Raw genomic sequence first — 18,968 nt, forward strand, 5'->3', positions numbered from 1 at the left:
ATTAATTACTCCTTGCCATAAGACTTAAGAGAATATTTCTGATTATATCGCTTCTTACGGCATTTCTATCTTTAACTTCACTTATTTTTGAAAGAGCCTTATCGCTTGTAGCATATCTTGCCATCAAGTACTCGTTTTCTGTAAAGTATTCTCTCCTCAACAAGTCTTTAAAGAGGCTTTCGGCATTGTTTTGGCTCATGCTCTTCTTAAGATTTTTGGTCAAATAAGAAATATAAGTATCTTCATCTACAACACTTATAATTTTAATAAACCCATTGCCGCCACGTTTACTTTCTATAAGGTACCCATTATATGGAGTAAATCTTGTAGAAAGAACATAGTTTATCTGACTAGGTGCACAATCAAAACGTGTCGCCAAGTCATTCCTGCCGATTTCAAGCATTCCGTCAACAGAATCTTCTAACATCATTTTTAGAAACCTCTCGATTTCTGAAGTAAGACCTGCCATAATTCACCACTCTTTCTATATATTAATCTAAGTCAAATGATTGACTATCTCTGACCTTCTTCTTTAAAAATAAAGAATCCTAATGATTCCTAGTAAAATTGTACTATATAGCAAGATGATTGCAAGTAGCGTATCTTTGCTTAAATTAAATAAAATTTAAGAAAACTCCCACATAAAGATTAAAATCCTCGCAGGAGTCACTTAATATACTAATCTCTCCTATTATTTCTGTTGCCATAAAGGAGAAATAATCTCAACAATTGTAGGGCCGTAGTTAGAGTTGCAGCTACATAGGTAAAGGCTGCAGCTTTTAGCATAGCTCTTGCTCCATCAAGCTCCTCGCCATGAAGCATACCACTTTCGTCTATTACTCTTATAGCCCTCCTTGAAGCGTCAAATTCCACCGGAAGAGTTACCAGCTGAAATATTAGAGCAAGAGAGAAAAGGATTAGCCCTAGGTCTAAAAGCTTCTGTTGGGATAAGAAAATCCCCAAAAGTATAACTGGAAAGGCAAGCTTTGATCCGAAGTTTACCGCAGGCACTAGCCATGACTTAATCCTTAAAGGAGCATAGCCTTCCTTGTATTGGATGACGTGGCCGCATTCGTGGGCTGCTACAGCAATAGATGCTATAGAAGTATCGGTAAAGGAGTCCCCAGATAGGGCTACTTCCTTGGTAGCAGGATTGAAGTAATCAGATAAGCTTCCTCCAATCTTTTTTATAGAAATATCATTGTATGAGTTTGTATCTAGGATATATTTAGCTGCCTCATAGCCCGTTATACCCTTTTTTGATTTGATTTTACTGTATTTGTTAAAGGCTTTTTGGATATTAGCCTGGGCAATCATTGATATTATGACACCTATTATGACTAGAAAATAGGTCTTGTCAAAATACATTGAGCCAAAGTAATATGGATTGTACATTTTTATCTCCTTCTTTTTTCTTATTATACCCAAATTGGAATTTTAGACACAGAAAAAGGGCTCCTAGAGCCCTCCTCCCTTATAGAAAAGAATAAGTTAGTCCTAGTTTTCTAAGGGAAAACTATAAGGAATTAATAATGAAAAACCTAGCTATTTAATAGCTGATTTTATTATAACATCATTTTCTTATTTATGCAAACTTTTTCTCAAATTTTCCCTTATAGCTATAATCTCAAATTTAGCACTTTATTACGTTTTCCTTCTAAGATTTTTCCTCAAGAGCCTTAGCGTTTTCATTATCTCCTATTAGAACTAGGACATCGTCTTTTTTAATATATGTGCTGGGATCTATATCCATTAGCATCTGGCCATCTCTTTCAAAGGCAACCACATTCATCTTGTAAGCCTTTCTAAAGTCAAGCTCTATAAGAGACTTCCCTATCCAATCCTCATGGGCCTTTATCTCTATCAATGAGAAATCATTTGAGAATTGAATAAGCTCTAAAAGATTAGATCCTGCAAGAGATCTTGCAAGTCTTTCTCCTGTATCAAGCTCAGGATATACTATCTGATCGGCACCAATTTTTATAAGGATCCTAGCGTGTGATTGGCTTGTAGCCTTGGCTATAACCTTATCTACTCCGCTATCCTTGCATATCAAAGTAGATTCTATTGATGCCTCGATATCTGTTCCTGTTGCAATTATTGCCACATCATAGTTGTTTATTCCCAAAGACTTCATAGCGACTTCTTCTGTTATATCTGCTTGGGCAGCACTTGATACAAAGTTTGCGATTTTTTCTACTTTCTTGTAATTAGAATCTACTGCTGTTACATAGACTCCCTTCTCGAAAAGCTTGGTAGCTACAGCGTAACCAAATCTTCCGAGACCTAAAACAATAACATTTTTTTCCATAATTTCTCCTAACCTATACTAATAAAACACTCTGGATATCTGATTAACTTCTCATCTGGCTTTAGACCAAAGGCAAGGGCCATAGTCATTGGACCAATCCTACCTAAATACATACAAAGACCTATTAGGACCTTGGCGATTCTTGAAAGATTTGCCGTAATCCCCCTGCTAGCTCCTACTGTTGCAAGGGCAGAGACGACTTCATAAAGGGTATCTATCAAGTCAAAGTTATCTGTAATAGCAATGATGAAAGTCACCATCAATACTATGGCAAGAGAAATCATAAAGATAGATATTGCTTTTTTGATAGTCTCATCTCCTATGTGCTTGTTAAATACAACCGGTTCCTTCTGCCCTTTGATTACAGAATATGTCGCAAGAACTAAAACTCCAAAGGTCGTAGTCTTGATACCTCCTGCAGTCGATCCTGGAGATCCTCCTATAAACATAAGGCCTATCAGTAAAAGCGAGGTCGAATCTTTAATATTTGAAAGATTAACCGAATAAAATCCAGCAGTCCTAGCTGAGACTGATTGGAAGAAGGACTCTATTATAGATCCCTTAAGCCCTTCTCCGATAAGGACCCCCTTTTGGATTGACTCTAGAAGTAAGAATCCTAAAGCTCCAAATAAAATCAATACTGCATTAATAATTAAAACAAGCTTTGAGTGAGTTGAGACTTGCTTAAACTTCCTCCTATAGAAAAACTCGCTTGTAACCATAAAGCCAAGTCCACCTATAACAATCAAGGCCATGAGAGTTGTATTTACCAAAAGATCTTTCCTTAAAGGATAAATCGAATCTCCCAATATATCAAACCCTGCATTGCAAAAAGCTGATATAGAGTGAAAGATTGAATACCAAATCCCCTTTCCCCATCCATAGGTCGGGATAAATCTTATAGAAAGAAATAGGGCTCCCAAAGCTTCAACTATCAGAGTAAAGGCTAGGACATATTTAAAAAGTCTTACCAAGCCTTCCATACTCTCAACATTGAGCTGCTCTTTTAGTATTTGCCTAGACTTTATACCGATTTTCTTCCTTAAAATTAAAGGAATTACCGATGCTAGGGTCATAATTCCAAGTCCCCCGATTTGGATCAAAATTATAATAACAAGATGGCCCAGAGTGTTCCAATATAGGCCAGTATTTAAGGGAGTCAGCCCCGTAACACAAGAAGCACTTGCCGCAACAAAAAACGAATCGATTAGACCAGTACTCTTGCCACTTTGGGTCACATAGGGAGTAGATAGGATAAATCCTCCCAAACTTATCAAAATCAAAAATCCCATGGACAAAACAAAGGCAGGATTTTCTGTAGCCTTATCGAAAGTTCTTTTCAAAATATTTTTTTGCATGATAACCTTCCTTACACAATCAAAGGGGCTGACATCTACATTTGCCCTCCCCTAGCTTAAGAGGATTTTACATCTTGGCCCATTTTTTGTCAACGATTTGATGATAAGTTCTCTGGGTATAAAATAATAAAGGAGGAAAATATGACCCTATTAATAATTTTGATTATTCTAGTCTTTGTAATTGTCATATATTCAGTTACGACTTACAATACTTTTGTAAGGCTTAATGAGATGGTAGAAAACTCCATGGCTCAAATCGCAACTGGACTTCAAGCTAGGTGGGATAGCCTAAGTAACTTGATCAATATGACTAAGGACTATAGCGAATTTGAAATAGACGCCCTAGAGAAAATCACCAAGAACAGGACAGGCATAAACAGAACTTCCGATGCAAAAGAAGTTGAAAGCGAAAATACAGAATTTGAAAAAGCCCTTTCTTCCTTCTATGCGGTCGCAGAAAATTATCCAACTCTTAAAACAAGCGATCTCTACAAGGAGACTATGGCTACTATGACAAAACACGAAGAAAGTCTTAGACATTTGAGAATGGTCTACAACGACACTGTTACTAAGCTTAACAGAAAAATTAAATCTTTTCCTGCAAATATCCTTGCTAATATTTTTTCTGTTCATACTAAAGATTATTTCGAAAATACGAGCGAATCATCTACTGTACCGAAATTTAAATAGGAGCCTTATGAAAATTAAAAAACTAAGCAAATATCTTCTAGCCCTTATCCTTTTTCTACTTCCTAGAATCTCACTTGCCGATAGTTTCGATTCACTAGATATGGATGTCACAATCGACAAAAATGGTGTAGGAAGTGTAGAAGAGGTTTGGCAAATAGATGAAGACGAAAGAGATTATACCGAAAGATACAAATTAATAGAAAATTTAAGAGGAATAAAAATAGAAGACTTCTCCCTAACTTCCTCTTCCCTAGGCAAGAACTTTAGTGAAATGAATCCTTGGGATTCGGACCTTTCTTTTGAAGAAAAAGCCTATAAATATGGAAGAAGTGATAGGGAGGATGGGACAGAACTCATTTGGGGGATCTCCAAATACGGAAAAAACACCTACGAGCTATCTTACAAGATAAATCCTGTAATAATTGGCCTTGAAGACAGTGATATGCTCTTTTTCCAATTTGTCGGAGAAAATTTTGACCCCAAGCCAGAAAGGGTAAATATCAATATCAAAGGCTTTGAGCCTTTCGATCGAAATGTAAAGATGTGGGGCTTTGGCCTAGTTGGAGATATCCATAATATCGACGGAAATATAGTACTTAAATCTAAGGGCGAAGTTGACTATACGACTATTATGCTCAAATTCCCTAAGGGCTATTTTAATACATCCTACAAGGAAGATAAGACATTCGATGATTATGCCAATATGGCAGTTAAGGGATCAAAATGGGAAGAGAGCGAAGGAGAAGCTAATACTGACCCAATTCCTTGGTATGTCAAAGTAATCGCCCCCTTTGTTATCCTTCTAGGATTAGGATCAATACTTCTTGGAGTGAGGGCGAACAAGCTCCATTTTGATGAGAATAACATTAGAAATGCTCATGCTCTCAAAAAGGCCAAGACCTTCAAAGATCAATACTTTAGGGATATCCCTTACCCTTCCCATATAGAAGACACTTATCTACTGGCAGAAAAAGCCTATCATTTTGAGATAAGCCCAGGCAATTACATGAACGCCTTCATCCTAAAATGGATTTACGATAAAAATATCGAAATCGAAGCTAATAAGAAAAATGATAAAAATGCCAAGATAAGAATCCTCGACAGACCTTCTAATATGGGGAAGATGGAGGAGGCTTTCTTTGATATAATCGAAAAGTCACAAGAATATTCCAAAGACGGTCTTGTATCAAACAAAAATATCCAAAAATATTTCGAGGAAAATGATGAAATCACAGAAGACTTCTACGAAGATTTCTTGCCTAGGTCAAGGGATGCACTAAAGGCGGGAGATTACTTGAAAGATATAAGATTCGAAAAGAAATTTGCTGGTACTAGGAGGGAAGGAAAAGAACTCGAAGTTACTCCTAAAGGAATTAGCCTTTACGAAAATCTGATCAAGTTTAGAAATTACCTAGAAGATTATTCCTTGATAGCAGAAAGAGATGCTAATGAAGTTTATATCTGGGACTACTTCCTAATATATGCAGCAATTTACGGTATAAGTGATAAGGTCTTTAAAAACCTAGAGAAAACCTATCCAAACTATAGCCATAACTCAGTCTTTAACTACTATATGATTACAAATTCAAGAAACTACTCTACTATCACCCAAGCTAATATAGCAAGCTTTTCGTCAGCTGGAGCTGGCGGAAGCACATCCTTTGGCGGCGGAGGCGGAAGCTTCGGTGGAGGTGGCGGCGGAGGTCGCTAGAATAATTATGACAAATCCTTAGGCAAATTGAATTTTTTCTTGAGGATTTGTTTTTTGTTAACAATAGCAAATTAATTTCCCAAACGCAGGAAGGTATATAAAAAATAGGCCTTGCCATATAAGTAAATAGATTCCACTAGTGTTGTTCAAAATATATACGATAACAAAAAAACAATTAAAATAATTTCTACTAAAAAATCCCTATAAATTAAGAAAGGGAGCTTATTTATAAGACCAGCCTCTTAACTTTAATTTTATTTACTTGTTAAATTAATAACTCGGCCTTATAATATAAACTTAGAGATAGTATTTCTTTTGGAAACTATACTCTATAACACCATTGTTTTTTATTTTAAAAACGAGCTTATATACTTAGCTAATAAGACTCAAATAATTTGTTACTTAAAGGCCATCGATTTTTATTGTTAAAAAATAAATTATTGATAGCCTTATTTTTAGGGAGAATGTATGAATATAGAAATGTTAGAAGGAAAAATTCATAGGGCTACTGTCACTGAGGCCAATCTCGATTACGTAGGCTCTATAACAGTTGATATTTCTTTGCTAGAAGAATCTGGTATAAGGGAATATCAAAAAGTACAAGTTGTCGATGTTAATAATGGAAATAGGATAGAAACATATACCATAGCAGGAAAAAAGGATAGCGGAGTAATCTGCCTAAACGGAGCTGCTGCAAGGCTTTTTTCTACAGGGGATAAGGTAATCATCATGGCTTATGCTTCTTATAGCGAAGATGAGCTTAAGGATTACAAACCAAAAGTTGTCTTTGTAGATGATGATAATAAGATTAATAAAGTGTCTAATTACGAAAAATACGGAACTTTATCATAAATAAAAACAAGTGGTGTTTGGAGCTATCTCTAATAAAATTAGAGGAGAATTTATGAAAATTATCAAAACAATTGATGAATTAAGAGAAAATCTTAAGAAAGCAAAAATTGAGGGTAAATCCATAGGTCTTGTACCTACCATGGGCTATTTACACGAAGGACACGCTAGTCTTATAAGAAGGGCTAGGAAAGACAATGATATAGTAGTTGTATCTGATTTTGTTAATCCTATCCAATTCGGACCTAATGAAGACTTACTTACCTATCCAAGAGACTTACAAGCAGATAGCAAAATATGCGAAAAAATCGGAGTAGATTATATTTTTGCACCAGAAGCAAGTGAAATGTATCAAGATAGAAAAGTATTTGTAGATATAGAAGATATGTCCGACCACTTGTGCGGGGCAAAACGTCCAGGCCATTTCAGAGGAGTCCTTACAGTTTGTAGCAAATTGTTTAATATTACTGGAGCTGACAGAGCCTATTTTGGGCAAAAAGATGCCCAACAAGTCGCAATAATCAAAAAACTCGTAAGTGATTTAAATATTCCTATAGAAATAATCCCTTGCCCTATAGTTAGAGAGGAGGACGGCCTCGCCCTTTCATCAAGGAACACCTACTTATCAAAAGAAGAAAGAAAAGCTGCCCTTTGCCTATCCAAAGCCATATTCGCTGGAGAAAAACTAGCTAAGGAGGGCGGAAGTGTAGAAGAAGTACTAGGAAAAATGAAAGAAATAATTGATAGCGAAGAGCTTTCAAAGATAGATTACATCAGTGTAGCCGATCTTAAAACCATGGAGGATGCGAGCGATTTTGACGGAGATAGGCTAGTTGCTATAGCTGTTTATATAGGAAAAACTCGTCTAATAGATAACTTTATCTACAGGAGTTAAGTCTTATGGATAAAGTATCTTCACTTTCAAGGAAAATCACCCAAAACATTGGTCTAATAATAATAGTTTTTTCTGTAATAGCCTACTTTCTTCCAGATTATTTTTCTTGGATGACAAATTACACCACCATTTTCCTAGCCCTTGCCATGTTTGGTATGGGAACTAGTATTGACGGCGATTCCTTTAAGGAAATTCTTAAACACCCAAAGGAAGTAATGATAGGCTCTCTAGCTCAATTTACTATTATGCCTCTTGTAGCCTACTTACTTTCCATAGTTTTCGGTTTAAATAAGGACATAGCCCTTGGAGTAATACTCGTTGGATCCTGTCCCGGAGGAACTGCCTCAAATGTAATAAGCCACATAGCAAATGGAGACGTATCCTTATCTGTATCGATGACCATCCTCTCCACCCTCCTGGCCCCAATAGTAACTCCCCTACTAGTCTACTTACTAGCTGGTAAATGGGTCGAAGTTTCAATATTTGCTATGTTTAAATCAGTTGTGACAGTAATCCTCCTACCTGTGCTTCTTGGAATTTTTGCCAAAAAAATAAGTCCTAAGGGTGTAGAAAAGTCAAAGGACATCTTCCCTTTAATCTCATCTTTGGCAATTATCCTAATAATCGCAGGTATTATCGGAGCTAACTCAGAAAAAATAAGACAATCAGGTCTTATAGTCTTACTCATAGTTATGATCCACAACGCCCTAGGCCTTGCTGGAGGACTCTTTATAGGAAAATTTACGAAGATGGACTACGACAAAGAAACAGCCCTAGCTATAGAAGTCGGCATGCAAAATAGCGGACTTGCCATTCAACTTGCAACAGCAAATTTCGCCCTAAATCCACTGGCAACCCTACCTGGTGCAATATTTTCAATATGGCATAATATATCCGGGTCAATTTTTGCATCCCTTAGAAGAAAACATAAATTATAAGACATCAAAAAAGACGAGACTTAACTATTATTCTCGTCTTTTTCCTATTTTACTTTTCTTTAAGCATCTTATCTGAATATCCTATGGTATAAGTTAGGGCAAAACTTACTCCTCCTGCTATTAGAAGCATTAAGATATACATTAAGAGATTGTCTAGATATAAGAGCATACCTGGAATAACTGTTACTGCCATTCCTGTTCCTTCTATCTTAAAGATTGAAGCGAAGAAGCCTCCTGCCGCTCCACCAATCATACCCATGACAAATGGTTTGACAAATCTTAGGTTGATACCGAAGATCGCTGGTTCCGTAATACCTAAGGCTGCTGATAGGGCTGATGGGTAGGCGATTTGTTTGATCTTTGTATCCTTGGTTTTTATAGCCACTGCAAGGACTGCTCCTGCTTGACCTGCTGTTGCTGCTGATAAGAGGGCATTGAAGGCATTTCTTCCATTATCTGCTAGCAGTTGTACTTCTAGGAAGTTAAAGATGTGATGGATTCCTGTAACTACGATTAGTTGTTGGAGCCCTCCTATTAGGATTCCTGCTATACCAAAAGGAAGTCCTAGGGCCCACTTTGTTGCTTCAAGTACTACGACTTCTAGTTGGTGGAAGACTGGTCCAATTGCAAACAGGGAAAGCACACTCATTATAGCCAAAACTAAGAAAGGAGTTAGAAGTAAATCTAAGCTATCTGGTATTACTTTTCTTAGATTTCTCTCAAGTTTTGCTCCAATTAGGCCTGAAATAAAGGCAGGAAGTACTGTTCCTTGGTATCCTACAACTGGTATAAATCCAAACATAATGATTGGTTGTGCGTCTCCGCTTGCTACTTGGTAGGCATTAGGTAGGTTAGGATGAACTAGCATAAGGCCTAGGACGATTCCTATAACAGGGCTTCCTCCAAATACCTTAAAGGCTGACCAAGCGACTAGGGCTGGCAAGAAAGCGAAGGCTGTATCTGTTAGAATTTGTGTCCACATCAAGAAGTTTTGGGAAATATCATCTGGTGTCATAGAGAAAACTCTAAGAACTTCCTCTTGGGTAAGTAGGCCTCTTAGTCCCATGAAAAGTCCTGTAGCTACAAGGACTGGGATGATAGGAACAAATACATCACCAAAGGTCTTTATAGCACGTTTTAGTGGATTCTTTTGGTTTTTAGTTTTATTTGCCACTGCCTTATCGTGAATTTTAGAAAACTCATCTGGTAAATCTTTCTCTAGAGATTCGTAGGCATCGTAAACTTTGTTTACTGTTCCGGTTCCAAAGATGATTTGAAGCTGACCTTCATTAAACATTGCACCCTTGGCTCCTTCAAGGTCATTAGCTAAATCCATATTAATTTTGTCCTTATCGCAGGCTTCGATTCTAAGTCTGGTAGCACAATGAGCGACTGAGGAAATGTTTTCTCTACCTCCAGCAGCCTTTATGGCTCCTTCTGCTGCTTTTTTGTAATCCATAATCTCTCCTTTAAATAATTACAAATATCGGGAACGGTTCCGTTAATATAATTATAGCAAAAACGTTTACTTTGTCAAATAATTTTTATTATTTTAATATTTTTGATATCATAGAAGTGGAGGATTTATGGCAAACATTAAAGATATTGCTGAGCTAACAGGATTTTCAAAATCTACAATCTCCAGATATTTAAACAATGGTTCAGTAAGCGATAGTACAAAAAAGAAAATTAAAGAAGCAATCGATAAGCTTGGCTATGTTCCAAATTCCTATGCTAGAAATCTCAAAAAGACCAAGACCAATATCATAGGGGTAATCATCCCAAACTTTATAGGCTATACCAAAAACACAGCCCTAAACACTATTAATATCTACTTAAAGGAAACTGATTACTCCATGCTACTTTCTTGTTCAAATGACGATATGGACGAAGAAGTAAGGATCATCGAAGAGATGGCAGGTCTTAATGTAGAAGGCATTATCCTTTTCGCATCAAATATAACTCAAAGACACAGGGAAATTATAAAAACTCTAACCATCCCCCTTGTAATCTTCGGCCAAAGGCTTGATGGCTTTACTTCAATTCTTGCCAACGACTATGAAGCAGGAAGGCTTATGGCTGATTATATAAAGACCCTTTCCCACAAAGAGATTTCTTATTTCGATGTAGGAGAATACGATCAGGCCGTAGGAGATAGGTTTTTAGGATTAAGTGATGGACTTGAGGATAGAAATATTAAAATCAACCACCATCATTTCGACTTTACCAAAAAGACAGCTTATGAGAAGGCAAAAGAGATTCTCGCTAAGGAAAAATCGAGCTTTTATATAGGAGCTACCGATAATATAGCCTTCGGTATTATAGAGGCCCTTAGGGAAAAGAAAATTAGAATTCCAGACGATATTTCCGTGGCAGGTTTTGGCAATTACGAAATCTCTTCCCTAGTTAGCCCCGCCCTTACAACGGTGGCTTTTCCCTATGAAAAGCTGGGAAAGCTTGCTATAGAAGATCTATTAAAGCAAATAGAAGGAGAGAAAGGATTAAAAAAAGCCCCCCTAAGCCCAAGACTAATAGTAAGAAAATCAACCTTATAGTAAAGCCCTCGTTTATAAAAGTATATTTTTAAGATAAATCATATAAAAGATAGCTTTGGTATAATAAAAATAATGTGCAATGTGGTTGTCCCTATAGGCGAGGGAGATAAAAAAGGACTTTTATTATCCGCCCACATAGATACCCTGGGCCTTATGGTAAGAAGCATCAAAGACAATGGTAGGCTTAATGTCACAGGTCTGGGTGGCTATCCTTTCTCCTATGCAGAAGGGGAGAACGTAACTATACATACCAAGTCCGGCTTAATAAACATATTTTTATAAATGTAGCTAATATCCGAGTAAGGTTTAAGCAATAGCTCTCACGCAGGAATAAACGGTCGTAAATTTCATAGCAGTAAATTCGTTGACGTTCCTTCCTGCTGGTGTTCTTCCAAATAAAAATATGATGAAGACATCCTCCCTCCGTCTTTTAGTTTGTCTCTCGACTTACCTATGCCCTTATTGGTGAATATTAAATATGAAATATTTATATTATCGCCTCCTAAAATTAAGTATAAGAAAAGCACCTACTTTTGTAGATGCTATTATTTCATGTAAACAATAATAAGCTATTTGTTCATATTGTATACCATGATTTAACTTTCGAGATACATACTTATACACCCAATAATAACCAGTAAACAACCAATTACTTTACCAATATTTTTTTTGTTTGTTTCATTCGCAGTCAATATGGAATTTGCAAAGATAACAATCCCTAAAAAAATTAATATGCTCTCATAATTGGATTTCAAAAAATTTATTATGCTTACCATGCTTCTATATATCCATTATTCAGAATTCTATCATTTCCATCAATTCTTTCAGCTAACCATTGACCTGGATCTATATATGCATCAATAATTCCTTTAATTATACTTCCAGCAAAAATACCGAATGCTCCTAGCCCTATAGTTGTTAATTTATTTACTACAGCTTTTTTCACATGCTTTTCAACCCAGTCTTTCGCTGCTTCTTTTCCCATTTTTTTGATCAATTCTACTACTGATCCAACTCCTGTAAGTAAAAGTGTTGCAGATATAACCCCATTTAATATCCCACCTAACATTTTAGTAGAAATGCTTCCATGAGATGTTGAATAAAATGTAAAACCATTACTTTGTATATCTTCTATTTTTATATTTTCACTCAATATTTCATCTGCAAGATTTATATATTCTTCCTTAGTGTATCCTTCCGCAGTAGCAACAGATTTATTCTCTTCATACATTATCTCAAGCAGTGCATCGTATGCTTCTTCTTCTTTGGTAGTCATTTCGTTTCTTTCAAAATTCTTCGAAACTAAATCTACACCTGAATATTTGTATACAAAATCTTCTTTTAATGCACTAACGCTTCCGTCTTTTGCTAACGCTTTTGACGGAATGATTGAAAGCATTATAGCAAAAACCAAAAATCCAGTGATTATTTTTTTAAATTTATCGATAAAATTCCTCCTTATATTCATTTTCAATAAAATTGTACTTAATTCAAAAATTTCTTCAATGATTCATAATATTATCCCCCCCTATAATAAACAGATTCCATAGTAAGAAAATCAACCTTATAGTAAAAGCACTCGCTTTATAAAAAATAGCTTTGGGTATAATAAAAAGAAAAGGAATTTTTATGAAAAAATATTATTTCAAAGAGAAATTTTTAAAAATTACAGACCATTACCCCATCCTCGATGAAGATGGGAAAAAGGCCTTCTTTGTAGACCAGAAGTTTAAGTTTCTAGGATATGAGGCGGCTATTTCCGATTCTACTGACGAAACGATTTTTACAATAAACAGAAAACTCATATCTTTCCTTCCAGTCTATGAGATTAACTTCAAGGATTCTAAAAAGAAAATGACTATAAAATCTAATATTTCTGTCTTTAGAAAATCAATTGATATCATAAGTGAATCCGGAAAGATTAATGTTAAGGGAAACTTGTGGGATTATGAATTTAAGGCCTACTTTAAGGGTGATTTGATAGGAGAAGTGAGTAAGAAGCTTTTATCTTTAACCGACCAATACCAACTTAAAGTCCACAAGGAGGATTTTACAGAAGAGCTCATAGCTCTTTGTATATCCTTAAATAATATCAAGGATATGGAAAATGCTTCATCTAGGAATGATAATTAAGGAGAAAATATGGAAATATCAACAATAACAAAATATATAGAAGAACTTACCAACACACCATCGCCAACAGGCTTTACGAAACTTTGCGAGAAATATCTCTTGGACGAATTTGAAAACTTAGGCTATAAGCCTTATCAAACCAACAAAGGTAATGTAGTTGTTCCTATCGTAGAAGGCGAAGAGAACGGCCTCTTACTATCTGCCCATGTAGACACCTTAGGCCTTATGGTAAGAAGCGTAAAGGCTAACGGTAGGCTTAAGGTAACAAGTCTTGGAGGATATCCTTTTAACTACGCAGAAGGAGAAAATGTTACAATCCACACAAGATCTGGCAAAACTTACACGGGAGTTTTCAGATTAAATGAACCTGCAGTCCACGGCTCATCCGACCCAAAGGAAGCTAAAAGAGACGATACTACTATGGAAGTTGTAATAGATGCTATAACAAAATCGGAAGAGGCGACCGAGGCCCTTGGTATAACAAACGGAGACTTTATATCTCTTGATCCAAGATTTAGAATTGATAATGGCTTCGTCAAATCTCGTCATCTAGACGATAAGGCAAGTGCAGGCGTCCTCCTTGCCCTCGCTAAGGAAATCAAAGAAAAGAATATCGAGATAAATAGACCTCTTTATATGACCTTTACTATCTACGAAGAAGTAGGCCACGGGGCAGCAAGCGGTCACCCAAAGGGAATTAGGGATATGGTGGCTGTCGACATGGGAGTTGTCTATGACGATCTCGCCTGTGATGAGACTATGGTTTCAATCTGTGCTAAGGATTCTTCTGGCCCATACAATTATGATTTGACAAATGAGTTAGTAGACCTTGCCAAAAATCTAGATATAGACTACGGCCTAGACGTATATCCTTACTACGGATCTGATGCCTCCGCTGCAGTGGCAAGTGATAACGACTTCCGTCACGCCCTAGTAGGAAGCGGAGTTGCAGCAAGCCACGGTTATGAGAGAACTCACGAAAAGGGCTTGATGGGACTATACAAACTACTCTTTAACTTTGTACAAAAATAGTCTTGTAATAAAGGCAATTTGTTATATAATATAAGTAAGCAAAAGGGAGTAGCCCAATTATTCAATCGTCAAAACGGAATTTTCCCGGTTGGATAAACCCCAGAAGGTGGCAAGACTTTTGGCATGGATTTGCCAAAAGTTTTTTTTATACCTTTTGTTAATATTAATGGAGGAATTATGGACTATAAAGGAAGTTTAAATGAAGTAATCAAAAAACATAATAGTGACCCAAACCGTGGTCTTACTTCCGATGAGGCAAAACAGAGACTCGATAAATATGGCAAAAATATTATCGAATCATCTAACAAGAAATCTCTTGTCAAGAAAATCATCGAGCAAGTAGCAGATCCTATGGTAATCCTTCTTGTAATAGCTGCAATCGTGTCAGCCTTTACAGGAGATGCTGTTGAATGCGGAATTATTATTGCAATTGTAGTAATCAACGCTATTATGTCCATCATCCAAGAAGGTCGTGCAGAAGACTCTGTGGCAGCCCTTCAAAAGATGAGCTCACCAGAAGCTACCATCATTCGTGATGGATCTAGGAAAAAATTAAAGGCCGAAGAGCTTGTACCGGGAGATGTTGTAATCATTGAAACTGGAGATATCATCCCAGCTGATATGAGACTTCTCGAATCAAGCAACCTACAAATAGACGAATCATCCCTTACAGGAGAATCTGTCGCAGTAGAAAAGGACTTTAGCAAGGAATTTAATGAAGATGTTGGAATCGGAGATAGGGATAACTACGCCTTTTCATCATCTATAGTAACTTACGGCCACGGCAAGGGACTAGTCACAGCCACAGGACATGAAACAGAAATCGGTAAAATCGCAACAAGTCTGGAAAACGTCGAGGCAAAAGATACTCCCCTACAAAAACAACTTAAGAAGCTATCCAAGCTCCTTGCTGTACTAGTAGTAATAGTTTGTATCCTAGTATTTGTAGTTGGATATTTTAGATCTGAAATGGATATGTTAGATAACTTCATGGTCGCAGTATCACTTGCAGTAGCTGCTATACCAGAAGGACTCACCGCAGTTGTAACTATTGTTTTATCAATCGGAATGAACAGAATGGCAGAAAGAAAGGCCATTGTTAAAAACCTTCTTTCAGTAGAAACTCTAGGTTCAACCACTGTAATCTGTTCAGATAAGACAGGAACTCTTACTCAAAACGAGATGACCATCACTAAAATCTACACAGATAGTAAGGAATTCGAGGTAGAAGGTTCAGGATACGAGCCAAAGGGAGATGTAAGAGATGATAAGGGTGAAATCGTAGAAAGCCACGATCAAATCAAACTTCTCATGACCATAGCAAGTCTATGTAACGATGCCAATCTCATAAGAGAAGACGACATCTACAAGATCACAGGGGATCCTACAGAAGGCGCTATGCTTACACTTTCTGAAAAATGGAACATCAACCAAGAAAACCTAAACGAGAACCACCCAAGACTTGAGGAAATCCCATTCGATTCCACAAGAAAGATGATGACCACCTTCCACGAAAAAGAAGGATATTATTACTCATTTACCAAGGGTGCCCCAGATGTAGTCATAGATAAATGTAGTAAGATCCTAATAGATGGCGAAATCGTAGATTTCACAGAAGAGCTTAAGAAAAAGGCCCTAGAAGAAAACACAAACCTTGCAAGCTCTGCCCTACGTGTTATGGCCTACGCCTTTAGAAGCCTCGATAGTCTTGACCAAGAGCTTACTACAGAAAATATCGAACGTGATATGATCTTCGTTGGACTTACAGGAATGATCGATCCACCAAGACCAGAAGCTAAGGCTGCTGTTAAAGAGTGCCACGCTTCAGGAATAGATGTAATAATGATTACAGGTGACTATTTCGAAACAGCTCTCGCCATAGCCAAGGACCTAGGCATTGCTACAAGCCGTGACCAAGCTATGCAAGGAAGCGAACTTAACAACAAGACAGAAGCAGAAATTAGAGAAATAGTAAAGACAAAAAGAATATTTGCTAGAGTTTCTCCAGAAAACAAGGTTCAACTTGTAAAAGCCCTCGGCCAAAATGGAGAAATAGTAGCCATGACAGGTGATGGAGTAAACGATGCTCCAGCTATCAAAAACGCCGACATCGGTATATCAATGGGTATTACAGGAACAGACGTTGCCAAGGATACTGCAGATATGATTCTTGTAGATGATAACTTCGCAACAATCGTAAACGCTGTTGAAGAAGGAAGAGTAATCTTTGCAAATATCAAGAAGTTCGTCTCCTTCCTCCTATCTTGTAACATAGCAGAAGTCCTTATAGTATTCTTGTCTATACTTTTTGGCCTTCCAAGCCCACTTACACCAATCCAACTATTGTGGCTTAACCTTGTAACAGATGCCTTCCCAGCCCTAGCCCTAGGAGTAGAGCCAGCAGAGCCAGGCATCATGGAAGAAGATCCAAGAGATCCAAGTGAGTCAATAGTATCTGGAAAGACAAAGACAAATCTTATCTCTCAATCAATATTTATAACAATAGCTGTTCTTGCAGCTTATCTAGTTGGACTTAAGTGGATTTTCCCTAACTCAATTGAGGGAGCACACACAATGGTATTTGCAACACTTATAACAAGTGAGCTTCTAAGAGCCTTCTCAGTAAGATCAGAGAAGTTCACCTTAAAGGAGTTAGGATTTGCCTCAAATCCACAACTAATCAAGGCAACCATCCTATCATTTGCCCTACTACTAGTTGTAATATATGTACCAGTCCTAAGAGAGCTTTTTGAAGTAGTATCTCTAGGTTGGGAATGGATACCAGTTCTAATACTTTCCCTAATCCCACTCGTCCTAGGTGAGATTTCAAAAGTTGTTAGAAGAAAATAATAAATAAAATTACAGGTGATGAGCAGAATAGATTTAACTATTCTACACCATCACCTTTTTGTTTTACTCTCTTTCGTTTACTCAACTAACTTAAATAGACATATAAAAATGGGGCTGTTGCAAAATTATGAATAATCATCGTACCATCGTTAGAAGGTTCTCTTAGGAAATTTTACCTCTCCTGGCCGGTAGGCCAATTGGCGCCCGCCGGCTGATGGAGACGATTAGCCCGTCGGCTTAGTGAGACTTTCCGTGGAGGTTCTTCTAACGATAATGGTACGATTTATTCATTCTGCAACAGCCCCATTTACCATATTACAACTTTAAATATATTTTTTGTTTATCCTATATTACCATTTAGTAAATCTATGTATACTCCGAAATAATAATAATAAAATTAACGTTATTTCTTTCTTTTAAAAAATACTATAAATGGCGCAAAAATAAATGCTATAAGCATCTTACTTTGAGGCATAAGCAATCTATCTGATGCTTTATTAACTATGTCTTCGCTTAATTTTCTACCAGATAATGGATATAGTAAGTAGCAAATAATCAAATAAATTGTTAATATCAAGTAATACCCTTCAAAAGGACTGACTTTAAAATATTCACTCATCAAAAAATAATATCCTATAAGAGGAATCAGTCCTGTTATTAGATAAAGTAATATTTCTGTTAAGCTCTGTTTTTTCATAATGTCCTCCTTAGTTTTTCTTATTTTAGCAAATCATAGTCAATTTTTAGTAAATTAAGTTTTCTATTTGATAATATAGTTAGAAATAGAAAATACAGCAGTATTAATAGTCTGCTATAAGATGGAATTTCTGCTATAATAAATTTATCTAAGATTATTAGTATAAAAGCTTCATACCAATTGTAAAAATTCATCTTACTAGAAGATATATTAAAAATTCCATGAATTATAAATATAACAGTTAAGATATAGAATACATTAATCATTTGAATCCTCCATTGGTATAATCATTCTTACTATTGCACCTTGGTTTTTGTTTACCAGTTCTAAATTTCCTGAGATTTTTTCAAGGTAAGTCTTTACATAATATAAACCTATGCCATATCCTTTGCCTGAGGTTCGTGCTACATTGCTTGTCACAAATAGATCTGTACTTTCACCAATAATATCTTCATCAAAACCACTTCCATCATCTATAACAGAAATTTCTAACCTATCTTTTGCTTTAATTTCTACTTTTATCTTATCTTTCCTATGTTCGTAAGCGTTATTTAGAAGGTGAATTAGACACTCATTTATGTTTGAAGTATTTGCGTATATAACTTTTTTATTGTTCTCAATTTGTTTTGCAATTTCTATTTCTTCTTCTAACATATCAGAATAAATAATAATGTTTTTCTCTAGTGATTTTACTATATCGCCTAGCTTTATTTTTTTTATCTTATTTTCTTCTAATTGACTTTTTGCAATTTTCATAATTTTATCTATATATGTAGATATTTTTTCACTTTTTTCAAAAATTCTGTCCATTCTAATGAGATTTTTATCAGAAATCTTCTCATTTGATTTTTTAATCAAAGAAACATTAGTATTTATTACCGTTAGAGGTGTCTTAATATCATGGCTTATATAGGAAATTCCTTTAACAAGGTCCTTATCTTTTTTTATT

General features: G+C 36.2%; 17 protein-coding genes and 1 pseudogene. 10 read left to right on the plus strand and 8 right to left on the minus strand.

Features of this window, described 5'->3' with window-relative positions; translation table 11 throughout:
• Position 1 precedes the first annotated feature (1 nt).
• The 4 genes from RCH56_RS01195 to RCH56_RS01210 all read right to left on the minus strand — a co-directional run bounded on the left by RCH56_RS01195 (position 2) and on the right by RCH56_RS01210 (position 3,669).
• A complete protein-coding gene (locus tag RCH56_RS01195) occupies positions 2–469 on the minus strand; it encodes a CtsR family transcriptional regulator (protein ID WP_306483179.1) in 468 nt (155 codons plus the stop codon).
• Positions 470–678: 209 nt separating this feature from the next.
• Positions 679–1,395, minus strand: a complete 717-nt coding sequence (locus tag RCH56_RS01200; RefSeq protein ID WP_306483180.1) for a zinc metallopeptidase — start codon at positions 1,393–1,395, stop codon at positions 679–681.
• 262 nt (positions 1,396–1,657) lie between these two features.
• Complete coding sequence (locus RCH56_RS01205; protein WP_306483181.1) at positions 1,658–2,311, minus strand: TrkA family potassium uptake protein; 654 nt, start codon at positions 2,309–2,311, stop codon at positions 1,658–1,660.
• An 8-nt stretch (positions 2,312–2,319) separates the two neighbouring features.
• Positions 2,320–3,669, minus strand: a complete 1,350-nt coding sequence (locus tag RCH56_RS01210) for a TrkH family potassium uptake protein (RefSeq protein ID WP_306483182.1) — start codon at positions 3,667–3,669, stop codon at positions 2,320–2,322.
• Between the two features lie 141 nt (positions 3,670–3,810).
• Between RCH56_RS01210 and RCH56_RS01215 the strand changes: the two genes are divergently transcribed.
• The 5 genes from RCH56_RS01215 (at position 3,811) to RCH56_RS01235 (ending at position 8,752) form a co-directional block, all read left to right on the plus strand.
• Positions 3,811–4,359, plus strand: a complete 549-nt coding sequence (locus tag RCH56_RS01215; protein ID WP_306483183.1) for a LemA family protein — start codon at positions 3,811–3,813, stop codon at positions 4,357–4,359.
• 7 nt (positions 4,360–4,366) lie between these two features.
• Complete coding sequence (locus RCH56_RS01220) at positions 4,367–6,070, plus strand: DUF2207 domain-containing protein (RefSeq protein ID WP_306483184.1); 1,704 nt, start codon at positions 4,367–4,369, stop codon at positions 6,068–6,070.
• A gap of 468 nt (positions 6,071–6,538) precedes the next feature.
• The gene (gene panD / locus RCH56_RS01225) at positions 6,539–6,922 is read left to right on the plus strand and encodes an aspartate 1-decarboxylase (RefSeq protein ID WP_306483185.1); all 384 of its coding nucleotides are present in this window, start codon (positions 6,539–6,541) and stop codon (positions 6,920–6,922) included.
• A 52-nt stretch (positions 6,923–6,974) separates the two neighbouring features.
• Complete coding sequence (gene panC / locus RCH56_RS01230) at positions 6,975–7,814, plus strand: pantoate--beta-alanine ligase (RefSeq protein ID WP_306483186.1); 840 nt, start codon at positions 6,975–6,977, stop codon at positions 7,812–7,814.
• Positions 7,815–7,819: 5 nt separating this feature from the next.
• Positions 7,820–8,752 carry a bile acid:sodium symporter family protein gene (locus RCH56_RS01235; RefSeq protein ID WP_306483187.1) on the plus strand — a complete coding sequence of 311 codons (933 nt, stop codon included), beginning with the start codon at positions 7,820–7,822 and terminating at the stop codon, positions 8,750–8,752.
• A 49-nt stretch (positions 8,753–8,801) separates the two neighbouring features.
• Here the strand turns inward: RCH56_RS01235 and RCH56_RS01240 are convergent, their stop codons facing one another.
• Positions 8,802–10,211, minus strand: coding sequence for a sucrose-specific PTS transporter subunit IIBC (locus RCH56_RS01240; protein WP_306483188.1), 1,410 nt, complete (start codon positions 10,209–10,211; stop codon positions 8,802–8,804).
• Positions 10,212–10,338: 127 nt separating this feature from the next.
• Between RCH56_RS01240 and RCH56_RS01245 the strand changes: the two genes are divergently transcribed.
• Both RCH56_RS01245 and RCH56_RS01250 read left to right on the plus strand, forming a co-directional pair.
• Entirely contained in the window at positions 10,339–11,307 is a 969-nt protein-coding gene (locus RCH56_RS01245) for a LacI family DNA-binding transcriptional regulator (protein ID WP_306483189.1), read from the plus strand.
• Positions 11,308–11,385: 78 nt separating this feature from the next.
• Positions 11,386–11,568, plus strand: a pseudogene (locus RCH56_RS01250) (peptidase M42); the annotation flags it as partial.
• A 508-nt stretch (positions 11,569–12,076) separates the two neighbouring features.
• Here the strand turns inward: RCH56_RS01250 and RCH56_RS01255 are convergent.
• Positions 12,077–12,781, minus strand: coding sequence for a hypothetical protein (locus tag RCH56_RS01255; RefSeq protein ID WP_306483190.1), 705 nt, complete (start codon positions 12,779–12,781; stop codon positions 12,077–12,079).
• A gap of 155 nt (positions 12,782–12,936) precedes the next feature.
• On the opposite strand from RCH56_RS01255, the gene RCH56_RS01260 reads away from it, so the two are divergent.
• From RCH56_RS01260 to RCH56_RS01270, 3 genes are all read left to right on the plus strand, one after another.
• Positions 12,937–13,440 carry an LURP-one-related/scramblase family protein gene (locus RCH56_RS01260; RefSeq protein ID WP_306483191.1) on the plus strand — a complete coding sequence of 168 codons (504 nt, stop codon included), beginning with the start codon at positions 12,937–12,939 and terminating at the stop codon, positions 13,438–13,440.
• A gap of 9 nt (positions 13,441–13,449) precedes the next feature.
• Positions 13,450–14,472 carry a M42 family metallopeptidase gene (locus RCH56_RS01265; RefSeq protein ID WP_306483192.1) on the plus strand — a complete coding sequence of 341 codons (1,023 nt, stop codon included), beginning with the start codon at positions 13,450–13,452 and terminating at the stop codon, positions 14,470–14,472.
• A gap of 177 nt (positions 14,473–14,649) precedes the next feature.
• A complete protein-coding gene (locus RCH56_RS01270; protein ID WP_306483193.1) occupies positions 14,650–17,322 on the plus strand; it encodes a cation-translocating P-type ATPase in 2,673 nt (890 codons plus the stop codon).
• Between the two features lie 403 nt (positions 17,323–17,725).
• Here the strand turns inward: RCH56_RS01270 and RCH56_RS01275 are convergent, their stop codons facing one another.
• Entirely contained in the window at positions 17,726–18,019 is a 294-nt protein-coding gene (locus RCH56_RS01275) for a hypothetical protein (RefSeq protein WP_306483194.1), read from the minus strand.
• Positions 18,020–18,277: 258 nt separating this feature from the next.
• A partial coding sequence (locus tag RCH56_RS01280) for a sensor histidine kinase KdpD (RefSeq protein WP_306483195.1) occupies positions 18,278–18,968 on the minus strand: 691 nt, incomplete at its 5' end.

Origin of the sequence: Anaerococcus sp. (genome assembly GCF_030825785.1) — a bacterium.
GTDB lineage: Bacteria > Bacillota > Clostridia > Tissierellales > Peptoniphilaceae > Anaerococcus.